The 16,247-nt window shown below is 69.4% G+C and carries 15 protein-coding genes; 11 read left to right on the top strand and 4 right to left on the bottom strand.

The genetic code is table 11. The annotated features are described in order from the left end of the window. Positions 1 to 14: 14 nt before the first annotated feature. The 4 genes from hemF to upp all read right to left on the bottom strand — a co-directional run bounded on the left by hemF (position 15) and on the right by upp (position 4,016). Complete coding sequence (hemF, locus tag WS96_RS14775) at positions 15 to 938, bottom strand: oxygen-dependent coproporphyrinogen oxidase (RefSeq protein ID WP_059833378.1); 924 nt, start codon at positions 936 to 938, stop codon at positions 15 to 17. 118 nt (positions 939 to 1,056) lie between these two features. Beyond that, positions 1,057 to 2,337 carry a phosphoribosylamine--glycine ligase gene (gene purD, locus WS96_RS14770; RefSeq protein ID WP_059833376.1) on the bottom strand — a complete coding sequence of 427 codons (1,281 nt, stop codon included), beginning with the start codon at positions 2,335 to 2,337 and terminating at the stop codon, positions 1,057 to 1,059. 102 nt (positions 2,338 to 2,439) lie between these two features. Then, positions 2,440 to 3,168, bottom strand: coding sequence for a YebC/PmpR family DNA-binding transcriptional regulator (locus tag WS96_RS14765; protein WP_059583669.1), 729 nt, complete (start codon positions 3,166 to 3,168; stop codon positions 2,440 to 2,442). Positions 3,169 to 3,365: 197 nt separating this feature from the next. Further along, positions 3,366 to 4,016: a uracil phosphoribosyltransferase gene (gene upp, locus WS96_RS14760; protein WP_006481871.1), complete on the bottom strand. Its 651-nt coding sequence runs from the start codon at positions 4,014 to 4,016 to the stop codon at positions 3,366 to 3,368. Between the two features lie 210 nt (positions 4,017 to 4,226). On the opposite strand from upp, the gene WS96_RS14755 reads away from it, so the two are divergent. From WS96_RS14755 to sugE, 11 genes are all read left to right on the top strand, one after another. Next, positions 4,227 to 5,006 (top strand): SDR family oxidoreductase, encoded by a 780-nt coding sequence (locus tag WS96_RS14755; protein ID WP_034208003.1) that lies wholly within the window; start codon positions 4,227 to 4,229, stop codon positions 5,004 to 5,006. A 65-nt stretch (positions 5,007 to 5,071) separates the two neighbouring features. Then, positions 5,072 to 5,464 carry a methylglyoxal synthase gene (locus tag WS96_RS14750; RefSeq protein ID WP_006478230.1) on the top strand — a complete coding sequence of 131 codons (393 nt, stop codon included), beginning with the start codon at positions 5,072 to 5,074 and terminating at the stop codon, positions 5,462 to 5,464. Positions 5,465 to 5,636: 172 nt separating this feature from the next. Beyond that, a complete protein-coding gene (locus WS96_RS14745) occupies positions 5,637 to 6,611 on the top strand; it encodes a quinone oxidoreductase family protein (RefSeq protein ID WP_059833374.1) in 975 nt (324 codons plus the stop codon). A gap of 300 nt (positions 6,612 to 6,911) precedes the next feature. Further along, positions 6,912 to 7,004 carry a K(+)-transporting ATPase subunit F gene (gene kdpF, locus WS96_RS14735; RefSeq protein WP_006752209.1) on the top strand — a complete coding sequence of 31 codons (93 nt, stop codon included), beginning with the start codon at positions 6,912 to 6,914 and terminating at the stop codon, positions 7,002 to 7,004. Next, positions 7,001 to 8,806, top strand: coding sequence for a potassium-transporting ATPase subunit KdpA (gene kdpA, locus WS96_RS14730; RefSeq protein ID WP_059833372.1), 1,806 nt, complete (start codon positions 7,001 to 7,003; stop codon positions 8,804 to 8,806). Before kdpF ends, kdpA begins: the two co-directional genes overlap by 4 nt. A 55-nt stretch (positions 8,807 to 8,861) precedes the next feature. Next, on the top strand, positions 8,862 to 10,946 hold the full coding sequence (gene kdpB, locus WS96_RS14725; protein ID WP_059833370.1) for a potassium-transporting ATPase subunit KdpB: 2,085 nt from the start codon (positions 8,862 to 8,864) through the stop codon (positions 10,944 to 10,946). 55 nt (positions 10,947 to 11,001) lie between these two features. After that, complete coding sequence (gene kdpC / locus WS96_RS14720) at positions 11,002 to 11,583, top strand: potassium-transporting ATPase subunit KdpC (protein ID WP_059833368.1); 582 nt, start codon at positions 11,002 to 11,004, stop codon at positions 11,581 to 11,583. 151 nt (positions 11,584 to 11,734) lie between these two features. After that, on the top strand, positions 11,735 to 14,590 hold the full coding sequence (locus WS96_RS14715; protein WP_059833366.1) for a DUF4118 domain-containing protein: 2,856 nt from the start codon (positions 11,735 to 11,737) through the stop codon (positions 14,588 to 14,590). Continuing rightward, complete coding sequence (kdpE, locus tag WS96_RS14710) at positions 14,583 to 15,281, top strand: two-component system response regulator KdpE (RefSeq protein WP_059833364.1); 699 nt, start codon at positions 14,583 to 14,585, stop codon at positions 15,279 to 15,281. The genes WS96_RS14715 and kdpE overlap by 8 nt, the downstream gene beginning before the upstream one ends. A 151-nt stretch (positions 15,282 to 15,432) precedes the next feature. Beyond that, positions 15,433 to 15,714, top strand: coding sequence for a DUF333 domain-containing protein (locus WS96_RS14705; protein WP_059833362.1), 282 nt, complete (start codon positions 15,433 to 15,435; stop codon positions 15,712 to 15,714). A gap of 153 nt (positions 15,715 to 15,867) precedes the next feature. Further along, on the top strand, positions 15,868 to 16,188 hold the full coding sequence (gene sugE, locus WS96_RS14700) for a quaternary ammonium compound efflux SMR transporter SugE (protein ID WP_034208737.1): 321 nt from the start codon (positions 15,868 to 15,870) through the stop codon (positions 16,186 to 16,188). Positions 16,189 to 16,247 lie beyond the last annotated feature (59 nt).

Raw genomic sequence — 16,247 nt, 5'->3', positions numbered from 1 at the left:
CGGGGCGCGCGGGCTCACACCCAGTCGCGCGGCACGAGGAAGTCGCTAGTCAGGCGCGCTTCGGGCGAACCCGGCTCGGGCTGCCAGTTGTAGCGCCAGTTCGCGACCGGCGGCATCGACATCAGGATCGACTCGGTCCGGCCGCCGCTTTGCAGGCCGAACAGCGTGCCGCGGTCGAACACGAGGTTGAATTCGACGTAGCGGCCGCGGCGGTAGGCCTGGAAGTCGCGCTCGCGCTCGCCGTACGGCAGCCCGGCGCGGCGCTCGACGATCGGCAGATAAGCGTGCAGGAACGCATCGCCGACGCTTTGCATCATGTCAAACGAGCGTTCGAAACCGGGTTCCGAGAAATCGTCGAAGAAGATCCCGCCGATGCCGCGCATCTCGTTGCGGTGCTTCAGGAAGAAATATTCGTCGCACCATTGCTTGAAGCGCGGGTAGAGCTCGACGCCGAACGGGTCGAGCGCGTCCTTGCAGGTCTGGTGGAAATGCCGCGCGTCGTCCTCGAAACCGTAAACCGGTGTCAGATCCATGCCGCCGCCGAACCAGAACACGGGCGCCTCGCCCGGTTTCGTCGCGATCAGCATCCGCACGTTCATGTGCACGGTCGGGCAGTACGGATTGCGCGGGTGCAGTACGAGCGACACGCCGAGCGCCTCGAAGCCGCGGCCCGCGAGCTGCGGGCGCGCCGCGCTCGCCGACGGCGGCAGCGCGTCGCCCGCGACGTCGGAAAAGCCGATTCCCGCGCGTTCGAACACGCGGCCGCCTTCGAGAATCCGCGTGCAACCGCCGCCGCGCAGGCGTTCGGCCGGCCCGCGCTGCCACGTGTCGGTCGCGAGCGGCGTGCCGTCGAGCGCGCCGAGCGCGTCGGCGATACGTGTCTGCAGGCCCTGGAGGTACGTGCGCACACGCGCCACGTCGTAGGTCGAATCGGTCATGTCTGGACTGGCTGCCCCCGCGCTGAGCGAGGGCCGTAAAAAAAGCGTCTGCCGGGCATTCTATCGAACCCCGGCAGACGGGCCGCCGCCGCGCGGGCGCGGGGCGGCGATGGCGACGTCACGCGCTCTTGCGGTTGAGCGCGCGAAAGCCGATGTCGCGGCGGTACTGCATGCCTTCGAAATTGATCTGGTTGATCGTGTCGTACGCATGCTGCTGCGCCTCGCGCACCGAATCGGCGAGGCCGACCACGCACAGCACGCGGCCGCCGGACGTCACGAGCTTGTCGCCGTCGGCGAGCGTCGTGCCTGCATGGAACGTCACGGCCTGTTCGGTTTCGGCCGGGATCCCGTTGATGCGGTCGCCCTTGCGCGGCGCGTCCGGGTAGCCGTGCGCGGCCAGCACGACGCCGAGCGCGGTGCGGCGATCCCAGTCGAGCTCGACCGTATCGAGCGTGCCCGCGATCGCCTGTTCGACGACCTTCGAGAAATCGCTCTTCAGGCGCGCCATGATCGGCTGCGTTTCCGGGTCGCCCATCCGGCAGTTGAACTCGAGGGTGCGCGGATTGCCGTCCTTGTCGATCATCAGGCCGGCGTACAGGAAGCCCGTGAAGCGAATGCCGTCCTTCTCCATCCCGCGCACGGTCGGCATGATGATTTCGCGCATCACGCGTGCGTGCATCTGCGGCGTGACGATCGGCGCGGGCGAATACGCGCCCATGCCGCCGGTGTTCGGGCCGCGATCCTCGTCGAGCAGGCGCTTGTGGTCCTGGCTGGATGCCAGCGCCAGCGCGTGCTTGCCGTCGACCATCACGATGAAGCTCGCTTCCTCGCCGTCGAGGAATTCCTCGATCACGACGCGTGCGCCGGCGTCTCCCAGCTTGTTGCCCGACAGCATCATGTCGACGGCCGCATGCGCTTCGTCGAGCGTCATCGCGACGACGACGCCCTTGCCGGCCGCGAGGCCGTCGGCCTTCACGACGATCGGCGCACCCTTCGCGTCGATGTACGCGTGGGCAGCGGCCGCGTCGGCGAAGGTTTCGTAATCGGCGGTCGGGATGCCGTGGCGCTTCATGAACGCCTTCGCGAAATCCTTCGAGCTTTCGAGCTGCGCGGCTTCGCGGGTCGGGCCGAAGACCTTCAGGCCGCGTGCGCGGAACAGGTTGACGATGCCGGCCGCGAGCGGTGCTTCCGGCCCGACGAGCGTGAACGCGACGCCTTCGCGTTCCGCGAAATCGGCGAGTTCGTCGAGCGACGTGATGTCGACGTTCTTCAGACGCTCGTCCTGCGCCGTGCCGCCATTGCCGGGCGCGACGTAGACCATCTGGACGCGCGGCGACTGCGCGAGCTTCCACGCCAGCGCATGTTCGCGGCCGCCGGAACCGACGACGAGTAGTTTCATGGGATTCCCCGCAGACTAGAAAACAGGGCGGCCGGCACGCTCAGGCGCGCCGGCCGCGGAATCGGTCGGGCCGCCGCCGCGACAGGTGCGGCGGCCGGCATTTCATTCCTCGACGATGACGGCGTTCGTATACACGTCCTGCACGTCGTCGAGGTTCTCGAGCGCGTCCAGGAGCTTCTGCATCTTCGCCGCGTCGTCGCCGGTGAACTCGACTTCGTTCTGCGGCTTCATCGTCACTTCGGCGAGTTCGGCCTTGAAGCCCGCGGCTTCGAGCGCGTCCTTCACCGCCGAGAACGCCTGCCAGTCGCACAGCACTTCGATCGAGCCGTCGTCGTTCGTGTTCACGTCGTTCGCGCCGGCTTCGAGCGCCGCTTCCATCAACGCGTCTTCCGAGGTGCCGGGTGCGAACAGGAACTGGCCGACGTGATCGAACATGAACGCGACCGAGCCGTCGGTGCCCATGTTGCCGCCGAACTTCGAGAATGCGTGGCGCACTTCCGCGACCGTGCGGGTGCGATTGTCGGTCAGCGTGTCGACGATGATCGCCGCGCCGCCGATGCCGTAGCCTTCGTAACGGATCTCTTCGTAGTTCGCGCCGTCCGCGCCGCCGACGCCGCGGTCGATCGCGCGCTTGACGTTGTCCTTCGGCATGTTCGCGTCGGCTGCCTTGTCGACCGCGAGACGCAGGCGCGGGTTCGAGTTGACGTCGCCGCCGCCGAGGCGCGCCGCGACCTGGATTTCCTTGATCAGGCGGGTCCAGATCTTGCCGCGCTTCGCGTCGGCCGCCGCTTTCTTATGCTTGATGTTGGCCCATTTCGAATGACCAGCCATACCTTTCTCCGTGCCCGGGCGCGCAGCGCGGGCGATTGTTGCAGTGTGTCGTTGAATCGGCGGCCGTGTCGGCGGGCATGAAGCCGCGGGGCCGCGCGTGTCGAGTGGAGCGTGATTTTATCACGCGGCGACCGCCGGTTCGGGGCCGCCGCGCATGGCCGAACGACCAGGGCGGCCGTCGCGGCCGCTCGCTGCGGTCAGTTCTTGGTGCCGAACAGGCGGTCGCCGGCGTCGCCCAGGCCCGGCACGATGTACGCGTGCTCGTTCAGGTGCGAATCGAGCGACGCGACGAACAGCTTCACGTCGGGGTGCGCGTCCTGGAACACCTGCACGCCCTCGGGCGCGGCGACGAGCGCGACGAACATGATGTTCGCGGCCGGCACATTGCGGCGCTTGAGCACGTCGACCGCGTGCACGGCCGAATAGCCGGTCGCGACCATCGGGTCGCACAGAATGAAGATGCGGTCTTCCAGGTCCGGCAGGCGCACCAGGTATTCGACCGGACGGTGGTCGTCGGCGCGGTACACGCCGATGTGGCCGACGCGGGCGGACGGCACCAGGTCGAGCAGGCCGTCCGACATCCCGATGCCCGCGCGCAGCACGGGGACGATCGCGAGCTTCTTGCCCGCGATCACCGGCGCGTCGACCGCCACCAGCGGGGTTTCGACCCGCTTGGTCGTGATCGGCAGGTTGCGGGTGATCTCGTAGCCCATCAGCAGCGTGATCTCGCGCAGCAGTTCGCGGAACGTGCGCGTGGACGTGTCCTTGTCGCGCATGTGCGTGAGCTTGTGCTGGATCAGCGGGTGATCGGTGATGAAGAGGTTCGGGAAACGGCTGTCCTGTTTCATGACGGGGTGCCTTGGCGGCGAAAGGGGATCGGGGGGCGGCGGCGGGCGCGTGCCGGCCGCCGCCGATGGCCGCAATTTTACCAAGGCGCGCCGCGCGATCCGGATATTATCGACGTCTCACGACAATCCGCGTGCCGCGCACGCCCGTTCGCCCGCCCGCCGGCGGCAACGCGGGGCCGCGCCGGCACGCGCGCCACCAGGGAAGCGACGATGGATCTCGGCATCGAAGGAAAGACCGCGCTCGTGTGCGCGGCGAGCAAGGGCCTCGGGCGCGGCTGCGCGGAAGCGCTGGCCGCGGAGGGCGTGAACCTCGTGATCGTCGCGCGCACGCGCGACACGCTGGAGGAAACCGCGGAAGAGATCCGCGCCGGCGCGAACGTGTCGGTCACGGCGGTCGCCTGCGACATCACGACGCCGGACGGCCGCGCGGCCGCGCTCGCCGCGTGCCCGCAGCCGGACATTCTCGTGACGAATGCCGGCGGCCCGCCGCCCGGCGATTTCCGCGATTTCTCCCACGACGACTGGATCCGTGCGCTCGAGTCGAACATGCTGACGCCGATCGAGCTGATCCGTGCGACCGTCGACGGGATGATCGGCCGCGGCTTCGGCCGGATCGTCAACATCACGAGTTCGGCCGTGAAGGCGCCGATCGACGTGCTGGCGCTGTCCAACGGCGCGCGCTCGGGGCTGACCGGCTTCGTCGCGGGGCTGTCGCGCAAGGTCGCGGGGCAGGGCGTGACGATCAACAACCTGCTGCCGGGGCTGTTCGACACCGACCGGATCGCGACGACGCTCGCCGCATCGGCGAAGGCGCAGGGCGTGACGGTCGACGAGATGCGTGCGCGGCGCACCCGGGACATCCCGGCCGGGCGCCTCGGCACGCGCGCCGAATTCGGCGCGGCCTGCGCATTTCTGTGCAGCGTGCACGCCGGCTACATCACCGGGCAGAACTGGCTGCTCGACGGCGGCGCGTATCCGGGCACGTTCTGACCCGCGCTTTGCGATTCAAGACCACGACACAACGACCGAACAACCGAACGACGAAGGAAACGGAGATGAGCAAACCCCGCATCGCATTGATTGCGCACGACGCGAAGAAGGACGAGATCGTCGCGCTCGCGGGCCAGTATCGCGAGACGCTCGCGCAATGCCGGCTGGTTGCGACGGGCACGACGGGCGGCCGTATCGCCGCCGCGCACGGGCTCGAGGTCGAGCGCAAGCTGTCGGGGCCGCTCGGCGGCGACCTGCAGATCGGCGCGGAACTGGCCGACGGCCGCGTCGACATCGTCGTGTTCCTGCGCGATCCGATGACCGCGCAGCCGCACGACCCCGACATCACCGCGCTCGTGCGCGCCTGCGACGTGCACGACGTGCCGGTCGCGACCAACGTCGCGACCGCGCGGATGCTGCTCGACGATCTGGCGCGGAACATGCAGGACGTTTGCTAGGCGCGGGCGCCGGCCGATTGTCCCTGCCGACGGCAGGGCCATGCACGGACGGCGGCGACGCGCGAGAATCGTGCGTCGCCATGCGCGCCTGCCGGCTCCCGTACGAATCGGTGCGGCGCGCGCATCGGCGATCCGGATTTCCCTGACCGACAGACAGACGAGGAGCAAAACGATGCCGAAAGCAATCCGATACGACCAGCCGGGCGGCCCGGACGTGATGAAGTGGGTCGATGTCGACGTCGACGCGCCGAAGGCCGGCGAGGTGCGCATCCGCCAGCACGCGGTCGGGCTCAACTACATCGACGTGTATTTCCGCACGGGCCTGTATCCGCAGCCGCTGCCGGCGGGCCTCGGGATGGAGGCGGCCGGCGAAGTGACGGCCGTCGGCGACGGCGTGAGCGCGCTGAAGGTCGGCGATCGCGTCGCCTACGTCGCGCAGCCCCCGGGCGCGTATGCGCAGGAGCGCGTGCTGCCGGCCGAGAAACTCGTGAAGCTGCCCGACGGTATCGGCTACGACGATGCGGCGTCGGTGATGCTGCAGGGGCTGACCGCGCACTATCTGCTGCGTCGCACGTACCCGGTGAAGGCCGGCGACACGATCCTGATCCATGCGGCGGCCGGCGGCGTCGGGCTGCTCGTGTGCCAGTGGGCGAAGGCGCTCGGCGCGACCGTGATCGGCACGGTCGGCTCCGACGAAAAGGCCGAACTCGCGAAGGCGCACGGCTGCGATCACCCGATCGTCTACACGCGCGAAAACTTCACGCAGCGCGTGAAGGAGATCACCCACGGCGCGGGCGTGCCGGTCGTCTACGATTCGATCGGCAAGGACACCTATGTCGGCTCGCTCGACAGCCTCGCGCCGCTCGGCTACTTCGTCAGCTTCGGCAACGCGTCCGGCCCGCTGCCGCCGATCGACTCGAAGGAGTTCTCGTCGCGCGGCTCGCTGTTCTTCACGCGGCCGACGCTGTTCTCGTACATCGCGAAGCGCGCCGATCTCGAAGCGGCGGCCGCCGAGCTGTTCGACGTGATCCTGTCGGGCAAGGTGAAGACGAGCATCAACCAGCGCTATCCGCTCGCGGAAGTCGGCCGCGCGCATGCGGATCTGGAAGCGCGCAAGACCACCGGCTCGACGATCCTCGTTCCCTGACCGTTCCTTTCCGTGCCGGCGCCATGCCGGCACGCGCCTTCGCGGGCGGCGCTGCGGCGCCGCCCGTCCTGCCTCCGTTCTGCTCCCGCCTCGCGTTTACACGTTTTTTATATCCGCCCCGATACCTTTGACCCGCCCTTTACGTGCGTTCCCATAACGTTGCAGTCGTCTGATTTCGACGACGGAGAACACAAAAATGGATGGGGTATTCATCGGCGCCCTGGTGCTTTTCACCGTGCTGATCCTCGGTCTGGTTGCCGGTTGCGAGAAGCTCGTGCAATACGGTCGCGGGGGGCGAGCATGACCTGGATGCTTTGGCTGGCGGGCGCGTCCACCGCGCTGCTGTTCGCGTATCTCGTCTTTGCGCTGCTGCGCGCGGAGGACATCGAATGAACGCGAACAACCTGTTGCAGACGCTGCTGTTCATCGTCGTGCTGCTGGCGGCGGCCGTGCCGGTCGCGCGCTATCTGACGGCGGTGATGGACGGCAGCGCGCGCGTCGTGCGCGTGTTCGGGCCGCTCGAACGGGTGCTGTACCGCGTCGCGGGCGTCGACGCCGGCACCGAGATGAACTGGAAGCAATACGCGGTCGCGACGATCGCGTTCAACGCGCTCGGCGTGCTGTTCCTCTACGGGCTGCTGCGCCTGCAGGGCTTGCTGCCCGGCAACCCGCAGCAGTTCGGCGCGATGACGGCCGACGGCGCGTTCAACACGGCCGTCAGCTTCGTCACCAACACGAACTGGCAGGACTACACGCCCGAGCAGACCGTCAGCTACCTGACGCAGATGCTCGGCCTGACCGTGCAGAACTTCCTGTCGGCGGCGACCGGCATCGTCGTCGTGATCGCGCTGATCCGCGGCTTCGCGCGCCACACCGCGCAGACCATCGGCAACTTCTGGGTCGACCTGACGCGTGTGACGCTGTACGTGCTCGTGCCGATGGCGGCGCTCGTCGCCGCGCTGCTGATGAGCCAGGGCGTGCTGCAGAACATGACGGCGTACCAGGACGTGCCGGTGTTGCAGGCGAGCACCTATGCGGCGCCGAAGCTCGACGCGCAGGGCAACCCGGTGAAGGACGACAAGGGCAACGCGGTCACGGTGCCGACCCCGTTGACGAAGCAGACGCTCGCGATGGGCCCCGTCGCGTCGCAGGAAGCGATCAAGATGCTCGGTACCAACGGCGGCGGCTTCTTCAACGCGAACTCCGCGCACCCGTACGAGAACCCGACGCCGTTCGCGAACTTCGTGCAGATCTTCGCGATCCTGATCATCCCGGCCGCGCTGTGCCTCGTGTTCGGCCGAATGATCGGCGACCGGCGGCAGGGTATCGCGGTGCTCGCGGCGATGACGGTCGCGTTCGCGGTCGCGACCGGCGTCGAGGTGAGCGCCGAGCAGGCCGGCAACCCGACGCTCGTCGCGCTGCACGTCGACCAGTCGGCGAGCGCGCTGCAGCCGGGCGGCAACATGGAAGGCAAGGAAACGCGCTTCGGGATCGCGCAGACCGGCATCTTCACGGTCGCGACGACGGCCGCGTCGTGCGGCGCGGTCGACGCGATGCACGATTCGCTGACGCCGGTCGGCGGCCTCGTGCCGATGCTGCTGATGCAGCTCGGCGAGGTGGTCTACGGCGGGGTCGGCTCCGGCCTCTACGGGATGCTCGTGTTCGCGCTGCTCGCGGTGTTCGTCGCCGGCCTGATGATCGGCCGCACGCCGGAATACGTGGGCAAGAAGATCGAGTCGTACGAGATGAAGATGGTGTCGATCGTCGTGCTGCTCACGCCGCTGCTCGTGCTGGTCGGTACGTCGATCGCGGTGCTGGCGGACGCGGGCAAGGCCGGCATCGCGAACCCCGGCCCGCACGGCTTCTCGGAAATCCTCTATGCGTTCAGCTCGGCCGCGAACAACAACGGCAGCGCGTTCGCGGGCCTGACGGTCGGCACGCCGTTCTACAACTGGATGACCGCGATCGCGATGTGGTTCGGCCGCTTCGGCACGATCGTGCCGGTGCTGGCGATCGCCGGCTCGCTCGCGGCGAAGAAACGCATCGCGGTGACGAGCGGCACGCTGCCGACCCACGGCCCGCTGTTCGTCGTGCTGCTGCTCGGCACCGTGCTGCTGGTGGGTGCGCTGACCTACGTGCCGGCGCTCGCGCTGGGCCCGGGCGTCGAGCACCTGATGATGTGGCTGGGCGCGTGACGCGTGCCCGCACGGCGACACATTTGAAAAGACTGAAGAGCTTGAAGAGATCGCAATGACTCAACATTCCGCAACACGGTCCATGTTCGATCCGGCGCTGCTGCGCCCGGCGATCGTGGATTCGTTCAAGAAACTCACGCCGCGCACGCAGTTCCGCAACCCGGTGATGTTCTGCGTGTACGTCGGCAGCATCCTGACCACGATCCTGTGGATCGCGGCGCTCGCCGGCCAGGCCGAGGCGCCCGCGGGCTTCATCCTCGCGGTCGCGCTGTGGCTATGGTTCACGGTGCTGTTCGCGAACTTCGCCGAAGCGCTCGCGGAAGGGCGCTCGAAGGCGCAGGCCGCGTCGCTGCGCAGCGCGAAAAAGGACGTGATGGCGAAGAAGCTGAACGAGCCGCATCCGAAGTCGCCGATCCGCATCACGACCGCGTCCGACCTGCGTAAAGGCGACGTCGTGCTCGTCGAGACCGGCGACGTGATCCCGGCCGACGGCGAGGTGCTCGACGGCGTCGCGTCGGTCGACGAATCGGCGATCACCGGCGAATCCGCGCCGGTGATCCGCGAGTCGGGCGGAGACTTCTCGTCGGTGACGGGCGGCACGCGCGTGCTGTCGGACTGGATCGTCGTCAAGGTCACCGCGAATCCGGGCGAGGCGTTCCTCGACCGGATGATCGCGATGGTCGAAGGCGCGAAGCGCAAGAAGACGCCGAACGAGGTCGCGCTGACGATCCTGCTCGTCGCGCTGACGATCGTGATGCTGCTCGCGACCGCGACGCTGCTGCCGTTCTCGATGTTCTCGGTCGAGGCGATGAAGGCCGGCCACGTGGTGACGATCACCGCGCTCGTCGCGCTGCTCGTGTGCCTGATCCCGACGACGATCGGCGGCCTGCTGTCCGCGATCGGCGTGGCCGGGATGAGCCGGATGATGCAGGCGAACGTGATCGCGACGTCGGGGCGCGCGGTGGAGGCGGCCGGCGACGTCGACGTGCTGCTGCTCGACAAGACCGGCACGATCACGCTCGGCAACCGCCAGGCGTCGACGTTCGTGCCGGCGCCCGGCGTGACCGAGGAAGCGCTGGCCGATGCCGCGCAACTGTCGTCGCTCGCCGACGAAACGCCGGAAGGCCGCAGCATCGTCGTGCTCGCGAAGGCGCGCTTCGACATTCGCCAGCGCGACATGGCGCAACTGCACGCGACGTTCCTCGGCTTTTCCGCGCAGACGCGGATGAGCGGCGTCGATCTGCCGGGCCGCGAAATCCGCAAGGGCGCGGCCGATGCGATCCGCCGCTACGTCGAGGCGCACGGCAGCCGCTTTCCGGAAGACGTGCGCCGCGCGGTGGACGACGTCGCGCGCCGCGGCAGCACGCCGCTCGTCGTGGCCGACCTGCAGGACGGGGCGGCGCGCGTGCTCGGCGTGATCGAGCTGAAGGACATCGTGAAGGGCGGCATCAAGGAGCGCTTCGCGGAGCTGCGCAAGATGGGCATCAAGACGGTGATGGTGACGGGCGACAACCGGCTGACGGCCGCGGCGATCGCGGCGGAAGCGGGCGTCGACGATTTCCTCGCGGAAGCGACGCCGGAAACCAAGCTCGCGACGATTCGCGAGCACCAGGCGGCCGGGCGCCTCGTCGCGATGACGGGCGACGGCACCAACGACGCGCCGGCGCTCGCGCAGGCGGACGTCGCGGTCGCGATGAACACCGGCACGCAGGCGGCGAAGGAGGCCGGCAACATGGTCGACCTCGACTCGAACCCGACCAAGCTGATCGAGATCGTCGAGATCGGCAAGCAGATGCTGATGACGCGCGGGTCGCTGACCACGTTCTCGATCGCGAACGACATCGCGAAGTACTTCGCGATCATTCCGGCCGCGTTCGTGACGACGTACCCGCAACTGCGCGTGCTCGACATCATGCACCTGAGCTCGCCGGCGTCCGCGATCCTGTCGGCGGTGATCTTCAACGCATTGATCATCGTCGCGCTGATTCCGCTCGCGCTGAAGGGCGTGACCTACCGGCCGCTCGGCGCCGCGTCGCTGCTGCGCCGCAACCTGCTGGTCTACGGGCTCGGCGGCGTGCTGCTGCCGTTCCCGTTCATCAAGCTGATCGACATGACGCTCGCCGCGCTCGGCTGGGCCTGAGCCGGCTGCATCTGAACCGGCCCCACCTACGCCGGCCGCACCCGAAGGAACCATCATGAAATCGTTGATTCGCCCGCTCGTCGTACTGTTCGTCGTCCTGACCGCCGTGACGGGGCTCGCTTACCCGGCCGCGATGACCGTGTTCGGTCAGGCCGTGTTCCCGTCGCAGGCCAACGGCAGCCTGATCGAACAGGACGGCAAGGTCGTCGGCTCCGCGCTGATCGGCCAGCCGTTCGACGCACCGAAGTATTTCTGGGGCCGGCTGTCGGCCACCGCGCCGATGCCGTACAACGCGGCCGGCTCCGGCGGCTCGAACCTTGGCCCGCTCAACCCGTCGCTCGCCGATCAGGTGAAGGCGCGCCTCGCCGCGCTGCGCGACGCCGGCACCGACCTGTCGAAGCCGGTGCCGGTCGATCTCGTGACGGCGTCGGCGAGCGGCCTCGATCCGGAGATCACGCCGGCCGCCGCCGCGTACCAGGTCGAGCGCGTCGCGAAGGTGCGCAACCTTGCGCCGGACGCGGTCGCGCAACTCGTCGCCGCGAACACGACGGGCCGCCAGTTCGGCGTGCTCGGGGAGCCGCGCGTGAACGTGCTGAAGCTGAACCTCGCGCTCGACGCGGCGCAGGTCGCGCACTGACCGATCGCGCGTGCCGACCGGCATCCGGCGCGCCTGAACCGCGCCGGATGCGCTTTTGCCGACGGCGCGCGCGCCGTCTTTGCCTTTTGCGGCGATTTGGAACCACAATGCTCGTACCTGCGCGCAACCGGGCGCTCCGCTTTCCTCACGCATGAACCGTCCCGATCCAGACCAACTTCTCGACAAGCTGCAGCGAGACGAAGAAAAGCAGCGGCGCGGCCAGCTCAAGATCTTCTTCGGCGCGTCCGCCGGCGTCGGCAAGACCTACGCGATGCTGCAGGCCGCGCGGCAGCGCCGGCAGGAAGGCGTCGACGTCGTCGTCGGCATCGTCGAGACCCACGGCCGCGGCGAGACCGCCGCGCTGCTCGACGGCCTCGACGTGCTGCCGCTCGCCCGCATCGACCATCGCGGCCGCACGCTCGCCGAATTCGACCTGGACGGCGCGCTCGCGCGTGCGCCGCAACTGATCCTCGTCGACGAGCTCGCGCATTCGAACGTGCAGGGCGCACGGCACCTGAAGCGCTGGCAGGACGTCTACGAGCTGCTCGACGCGGGCATCGACGTGTATACGACCGTCAACGTCCAGCACCTCGAGAGCCTGAACGACGTGGTCGGCGCGATCACCGGCATCCGCGTGTGGGAAACCGTGCCCGATCGCGTGTTCGACGCGGCCGACGAAGTCACGCTCGTCGACCTGCCGGCCGAGGAGTTGCTCGAGCGCATGCGCGACGGCAAGGTCTATCTTGCGCAGCAGGCCGAGCGCGCGGTGCGCAACTTCTTCCGCAAGGGCAACCTGATCGCGCTGCGCGAGCTGGCGCTGCGGCGCACGGCCGATCGCGTCGACGCGCAGATGCGCGAATACCGCGCCGACCGGTCGATCCAGCGCATCTGGCAGGCGCGCGAGCGGCTGCTCGTGTGCGTCGGCCCGGGCGCCGAGGCGCCGACGCTCGTGCGCGCGGCGGCGCGCCTGGCCGCGAGCCTGAAGGCCGACTGGATCGCCGTGTACGTCGAGACGCCGCGCCTGCAGCGGCTGCCCGACGCGCGGCGGCAGCGCACGCTCGACGCGCTGAAGCTCGCGGCCGAGCTCGGCGCGGAGACGGCCACGCTCGCCGGCGCCGACGCGGTCGCCGCGCTGATCGGCTATGCGAAGGTGCGCAACGTATCGAAGCTGGTCGCGGGCGGCTCGCCGAAGGTCGGGCTCGCGCGCCGCTTCGCGCGGCCGTTCGGCGAGCAACTGGCGGAACGCGCGGGCGACGTCGACCTGATGCTGATTCGCGCGTCCGCGAGCGACGAGGCGCGCGCCGCGCCGCTCGACGCGCGGGCGCGCGACTGGCGCGATGCGTTCGCGCAGTTCGGCACGCATCGTTCGCCGCCGCGCCATTACGCGTATGCGGCCGCGATCTGCGCGGCGATCACCGTCGTCGCGAGCGTCGTGTCCGGGCGGCTGGACCTCACGAATCTCGTGATGCTGTACCTGCTCGGCGTGGTGTTTTCGGCCGTGCGGCTCGGGCGCGGCCCGGGCGTGCTGCAGTCGTTCCTGTCGGTGGCCGCGTTCGATTTCTTCTTCGTGCCGCCGCGCATGTCGTTCTCGGTCAGCGACACGCAATACCTGCTGACCTTCTTCGGGATGCTGCTGACGTCGCTCGTGATCAGCCACCTGACGTCGACGCTCACGCGTCAGGCGAGCGTCGCGCAGCGCCGCGAGCGCCGCACCGGCGCGATCTACGCGATGGCGCGCGAGCTCGGCGCGGCGCTGACGACCGAGCAGATCGTCGAGATCGGCAGCCGCCACGTGGGCGAGGTGTTTCGCGCACGCGTCGCGTTCCTGCTGCCCGACAGCGCGGACCAGGTGCGGCAGAAGATCGAGGAGCCCGATGCGGCCGTGACGCTGACGGGCGCGGCGCTCGACCGCGACGTCGGCCAGTGGGTGTACGACCAGCAGAAGCCGGCCGGGCGCGGCACCGATACGCTGCCGGCGACGGCCGCGCTGTACCTGCCGCTGAAAGCGCCGATGCGCACGCGCGGCGTGCTCGCGGTCGCATCGCGCGAGCCGCGCGAACTCGAGGTGCCGGAGCAGCAGCGGATGCTCGACGCATTCGCCGCGCAGATCGCGCTCGCGCTCGAGCGCGTGCATTACGTCGAGATCGCGCGCGACGCGCTCGTCAACATGGAGTCCGAGCGGCTGCGCAACTCGCTGCTGTCGGCGATCTCGCACGACCTGCGCACGCCGCTCACGACGATCGTCGGCTTTTCGTCGATGCTCGCGAACGGGCGCGCGGCCGCCGACGCGGGCGACGCCGCGGCGGCCGCGCGGCTCGCGCAGCGCGAGGGCGAACTCGTCGACGCGATTCACGACGAGGCGCTGCGCATGACGGGCATCGTCACGAACCTGCTCGACATGGCGCGGCTGCAGGGCGGCAGCCTGCAGCTCAAGCGCCAGTGGTCGCTGCTCGAGGAAACCGTCGGCGCCGCGCTCGCCGCCTGCCGGCGGGTGCTCGCGCGTCATCCCGTGCGTGTCGCGCTGCCGGCCGACCTGCCGTTGCTGCAGATGGACGCGGTGCTGATGGAGCGGCTGTTCACCAACCTGTTCGAGAACGCGGCGAAGTACACGCCGCCCGATACGTCGCTCGACATCGGCGCGGAGCGCGTGACCGACGACGGGAGCCCGTTCGGGACCCCGTTCGTGCGCGTGCACGTCGACGATCACGGTCCCGGCCTGCCGGTCGGCATGGAAACGCGGATCTTCGACAAGTTCACGCGCGGCGAGAAGGAGTCGGCGACGCCCGGCATCGGGCTCGGGCTCGCGATCTGCCGCGCGATCGTCGAGGCGCACGGCGGTAAAATCGGCGCGCTCAACCGCACCGCGCCCGACGGCCGCGTGACGGGCGCGCGCTTCTGGTTCACGCTGCCGGTCGACACGCCGCCGGCCGCGCCGGCCGTGCCCGACGACGAATCCGACCTGCCGGGCGCATCGCCCCCATCCGAGCCATTGCCAGACCATGAGTGAACCCAGCCTGACCGTCGTCCTGATCGAGGACGAAAAGCAGATCCGCCGCTTCGTGCGCGCCGCGCTCGAGGAGGAGGACATCGCGGTGTTCGAGGCCGAGACGGGCAAGCAGGGGCTGATCGACGCGGCGACGCGCAAGCCCGACCTCGTGATCGTCGACCTCGGCCTGCCCGACACCGACGGCCTCGACGTGATCCGCGAGCTGCGCGGCTGGTCCGAGGTGCCGGTGATCGTGCTGTCCGCCCGCACGCAGGAAGAGGAGAAGGTCGCGGCGCTCGACGCGGGCGCCGACGATTACCTGACCAAGCCGTTCGGCGTGTCCGAACTGCGCGCGCGGATGCGCGCGCAACTGCGCCGGCGCAACCAGGGCGGCGCGAACGCGTCGCCGAAGGTGACCTTCGGCGCCGTGACCGTCGATCTCGCGCTGCGCCAGGTGTGGCGCGACGACGCGATCGTGCACCTGACACCGCTCGAGTACCGGCTGCTCGCGACGCTCGTGCGTCACGCGGGGCGCGTGCTCACGCACCGCCAGCTGCTGCGCGACGTGTGGGGGCCGTCGCACGTCGAGAGCCATCATTACCTGCGCATCTACATGGCGCACCTGCGCCAGAAGCTCGAGGCCGATCCCGCGCAGCCCGAGCACATCGTCACCGAGACGGGCGTCGGCTATCGGCTCGTCGGCGCGGTGTGACGGGCGGTGCGCGGCAGGGCATGCGGCCCGGAGCCGCGCACCGGCAGGGTTGTGCCGGCGCGACAGTTTCGCGACCGCCGCCGCCCTTGCACACCGGCTGCGCAATCCCCGCTATCCTGACCGTTCCCCGAACGAAAACGAGGAGCGTGCAATGTCCGTCCGTCTGGTCGTCAGCTGTGCGCTGGCGCTGGCTGCGCCCGGCGCGTTCGCCCAGCCGCTGCCGCCCGGGCAGCAGCCGCCCGCGCAGGCGGCGCTGGCCAATCCCGCGTCGGTCAACTGCGAGAAGCTCGGTGGTCGCCACGTGATCCGCAGCCTGCCGCGCGGGCAGGTCGGCATGTGCGTGTTCAAGGATGGCCGCGTGTGCGAGGAGTGGGCGCTGTACCGCGACGACCGCTGCGTCGGCGGCGTCGCGCCCAAGCGCGTGGCGAACTGACCGCGTCCGGCCGGTCGCGCCCCGCATCGGCCGCCGAGGCGGCCCACAGCCGCCAGGTCCGTAAGCCTCTTGTTATACTCGGCGCCGCCCGGGGACGACCCCGGGTCATTCGCTTCAACGGGGACGGCCCCATCCGATACGGAGTACGTCGAGATGGCGTGGGTATGGTTGTTGATCGCCGGTTTGCTGGAAGTGGCCTGGGCGGCCGGCTTGAAATCGTCGGACGGCTTCACGAAGCTCGGTCCGTCGCTGTTTACGATCGTGACGGCGCTGGCCAGCTTCGGGTTGCTCGCGGTCGCGATGCGCCAGTTGCCGCTCGGCACCGCGTACGCGGTGTGGACGGGCATCGGCGCGGTCGGCGCGTTCGTGTTCGGGATCGTGATGATGGGCGAGGCGCTGACCGTCGCGCGCGTCGCGAGTGCGGCGCTGATCGTCGCGGGGCTGGTCGGCCTGAAGCTGTCGTCGGCCGCCTGACGACGGTCTGCCGGATGCCGCGCCGCCGCGGAATTGCGCCGGTCGGCCGTCCGGCCTGT

This window comes from Burkholderia sp. MSMB1835, from assembly GCF_001526365.1.
Classification (GTDB): Bacteria; Pseudomonadota; Gammaproteobacteria; order Burkholderiales; family Burkholderiaceae; genus Burkholderia.
The sequence above is the reverse complement of the archived record's forward strand: the minus strand, read 5'-3'. Positions and strand labels throughout refer to the sequence as shown.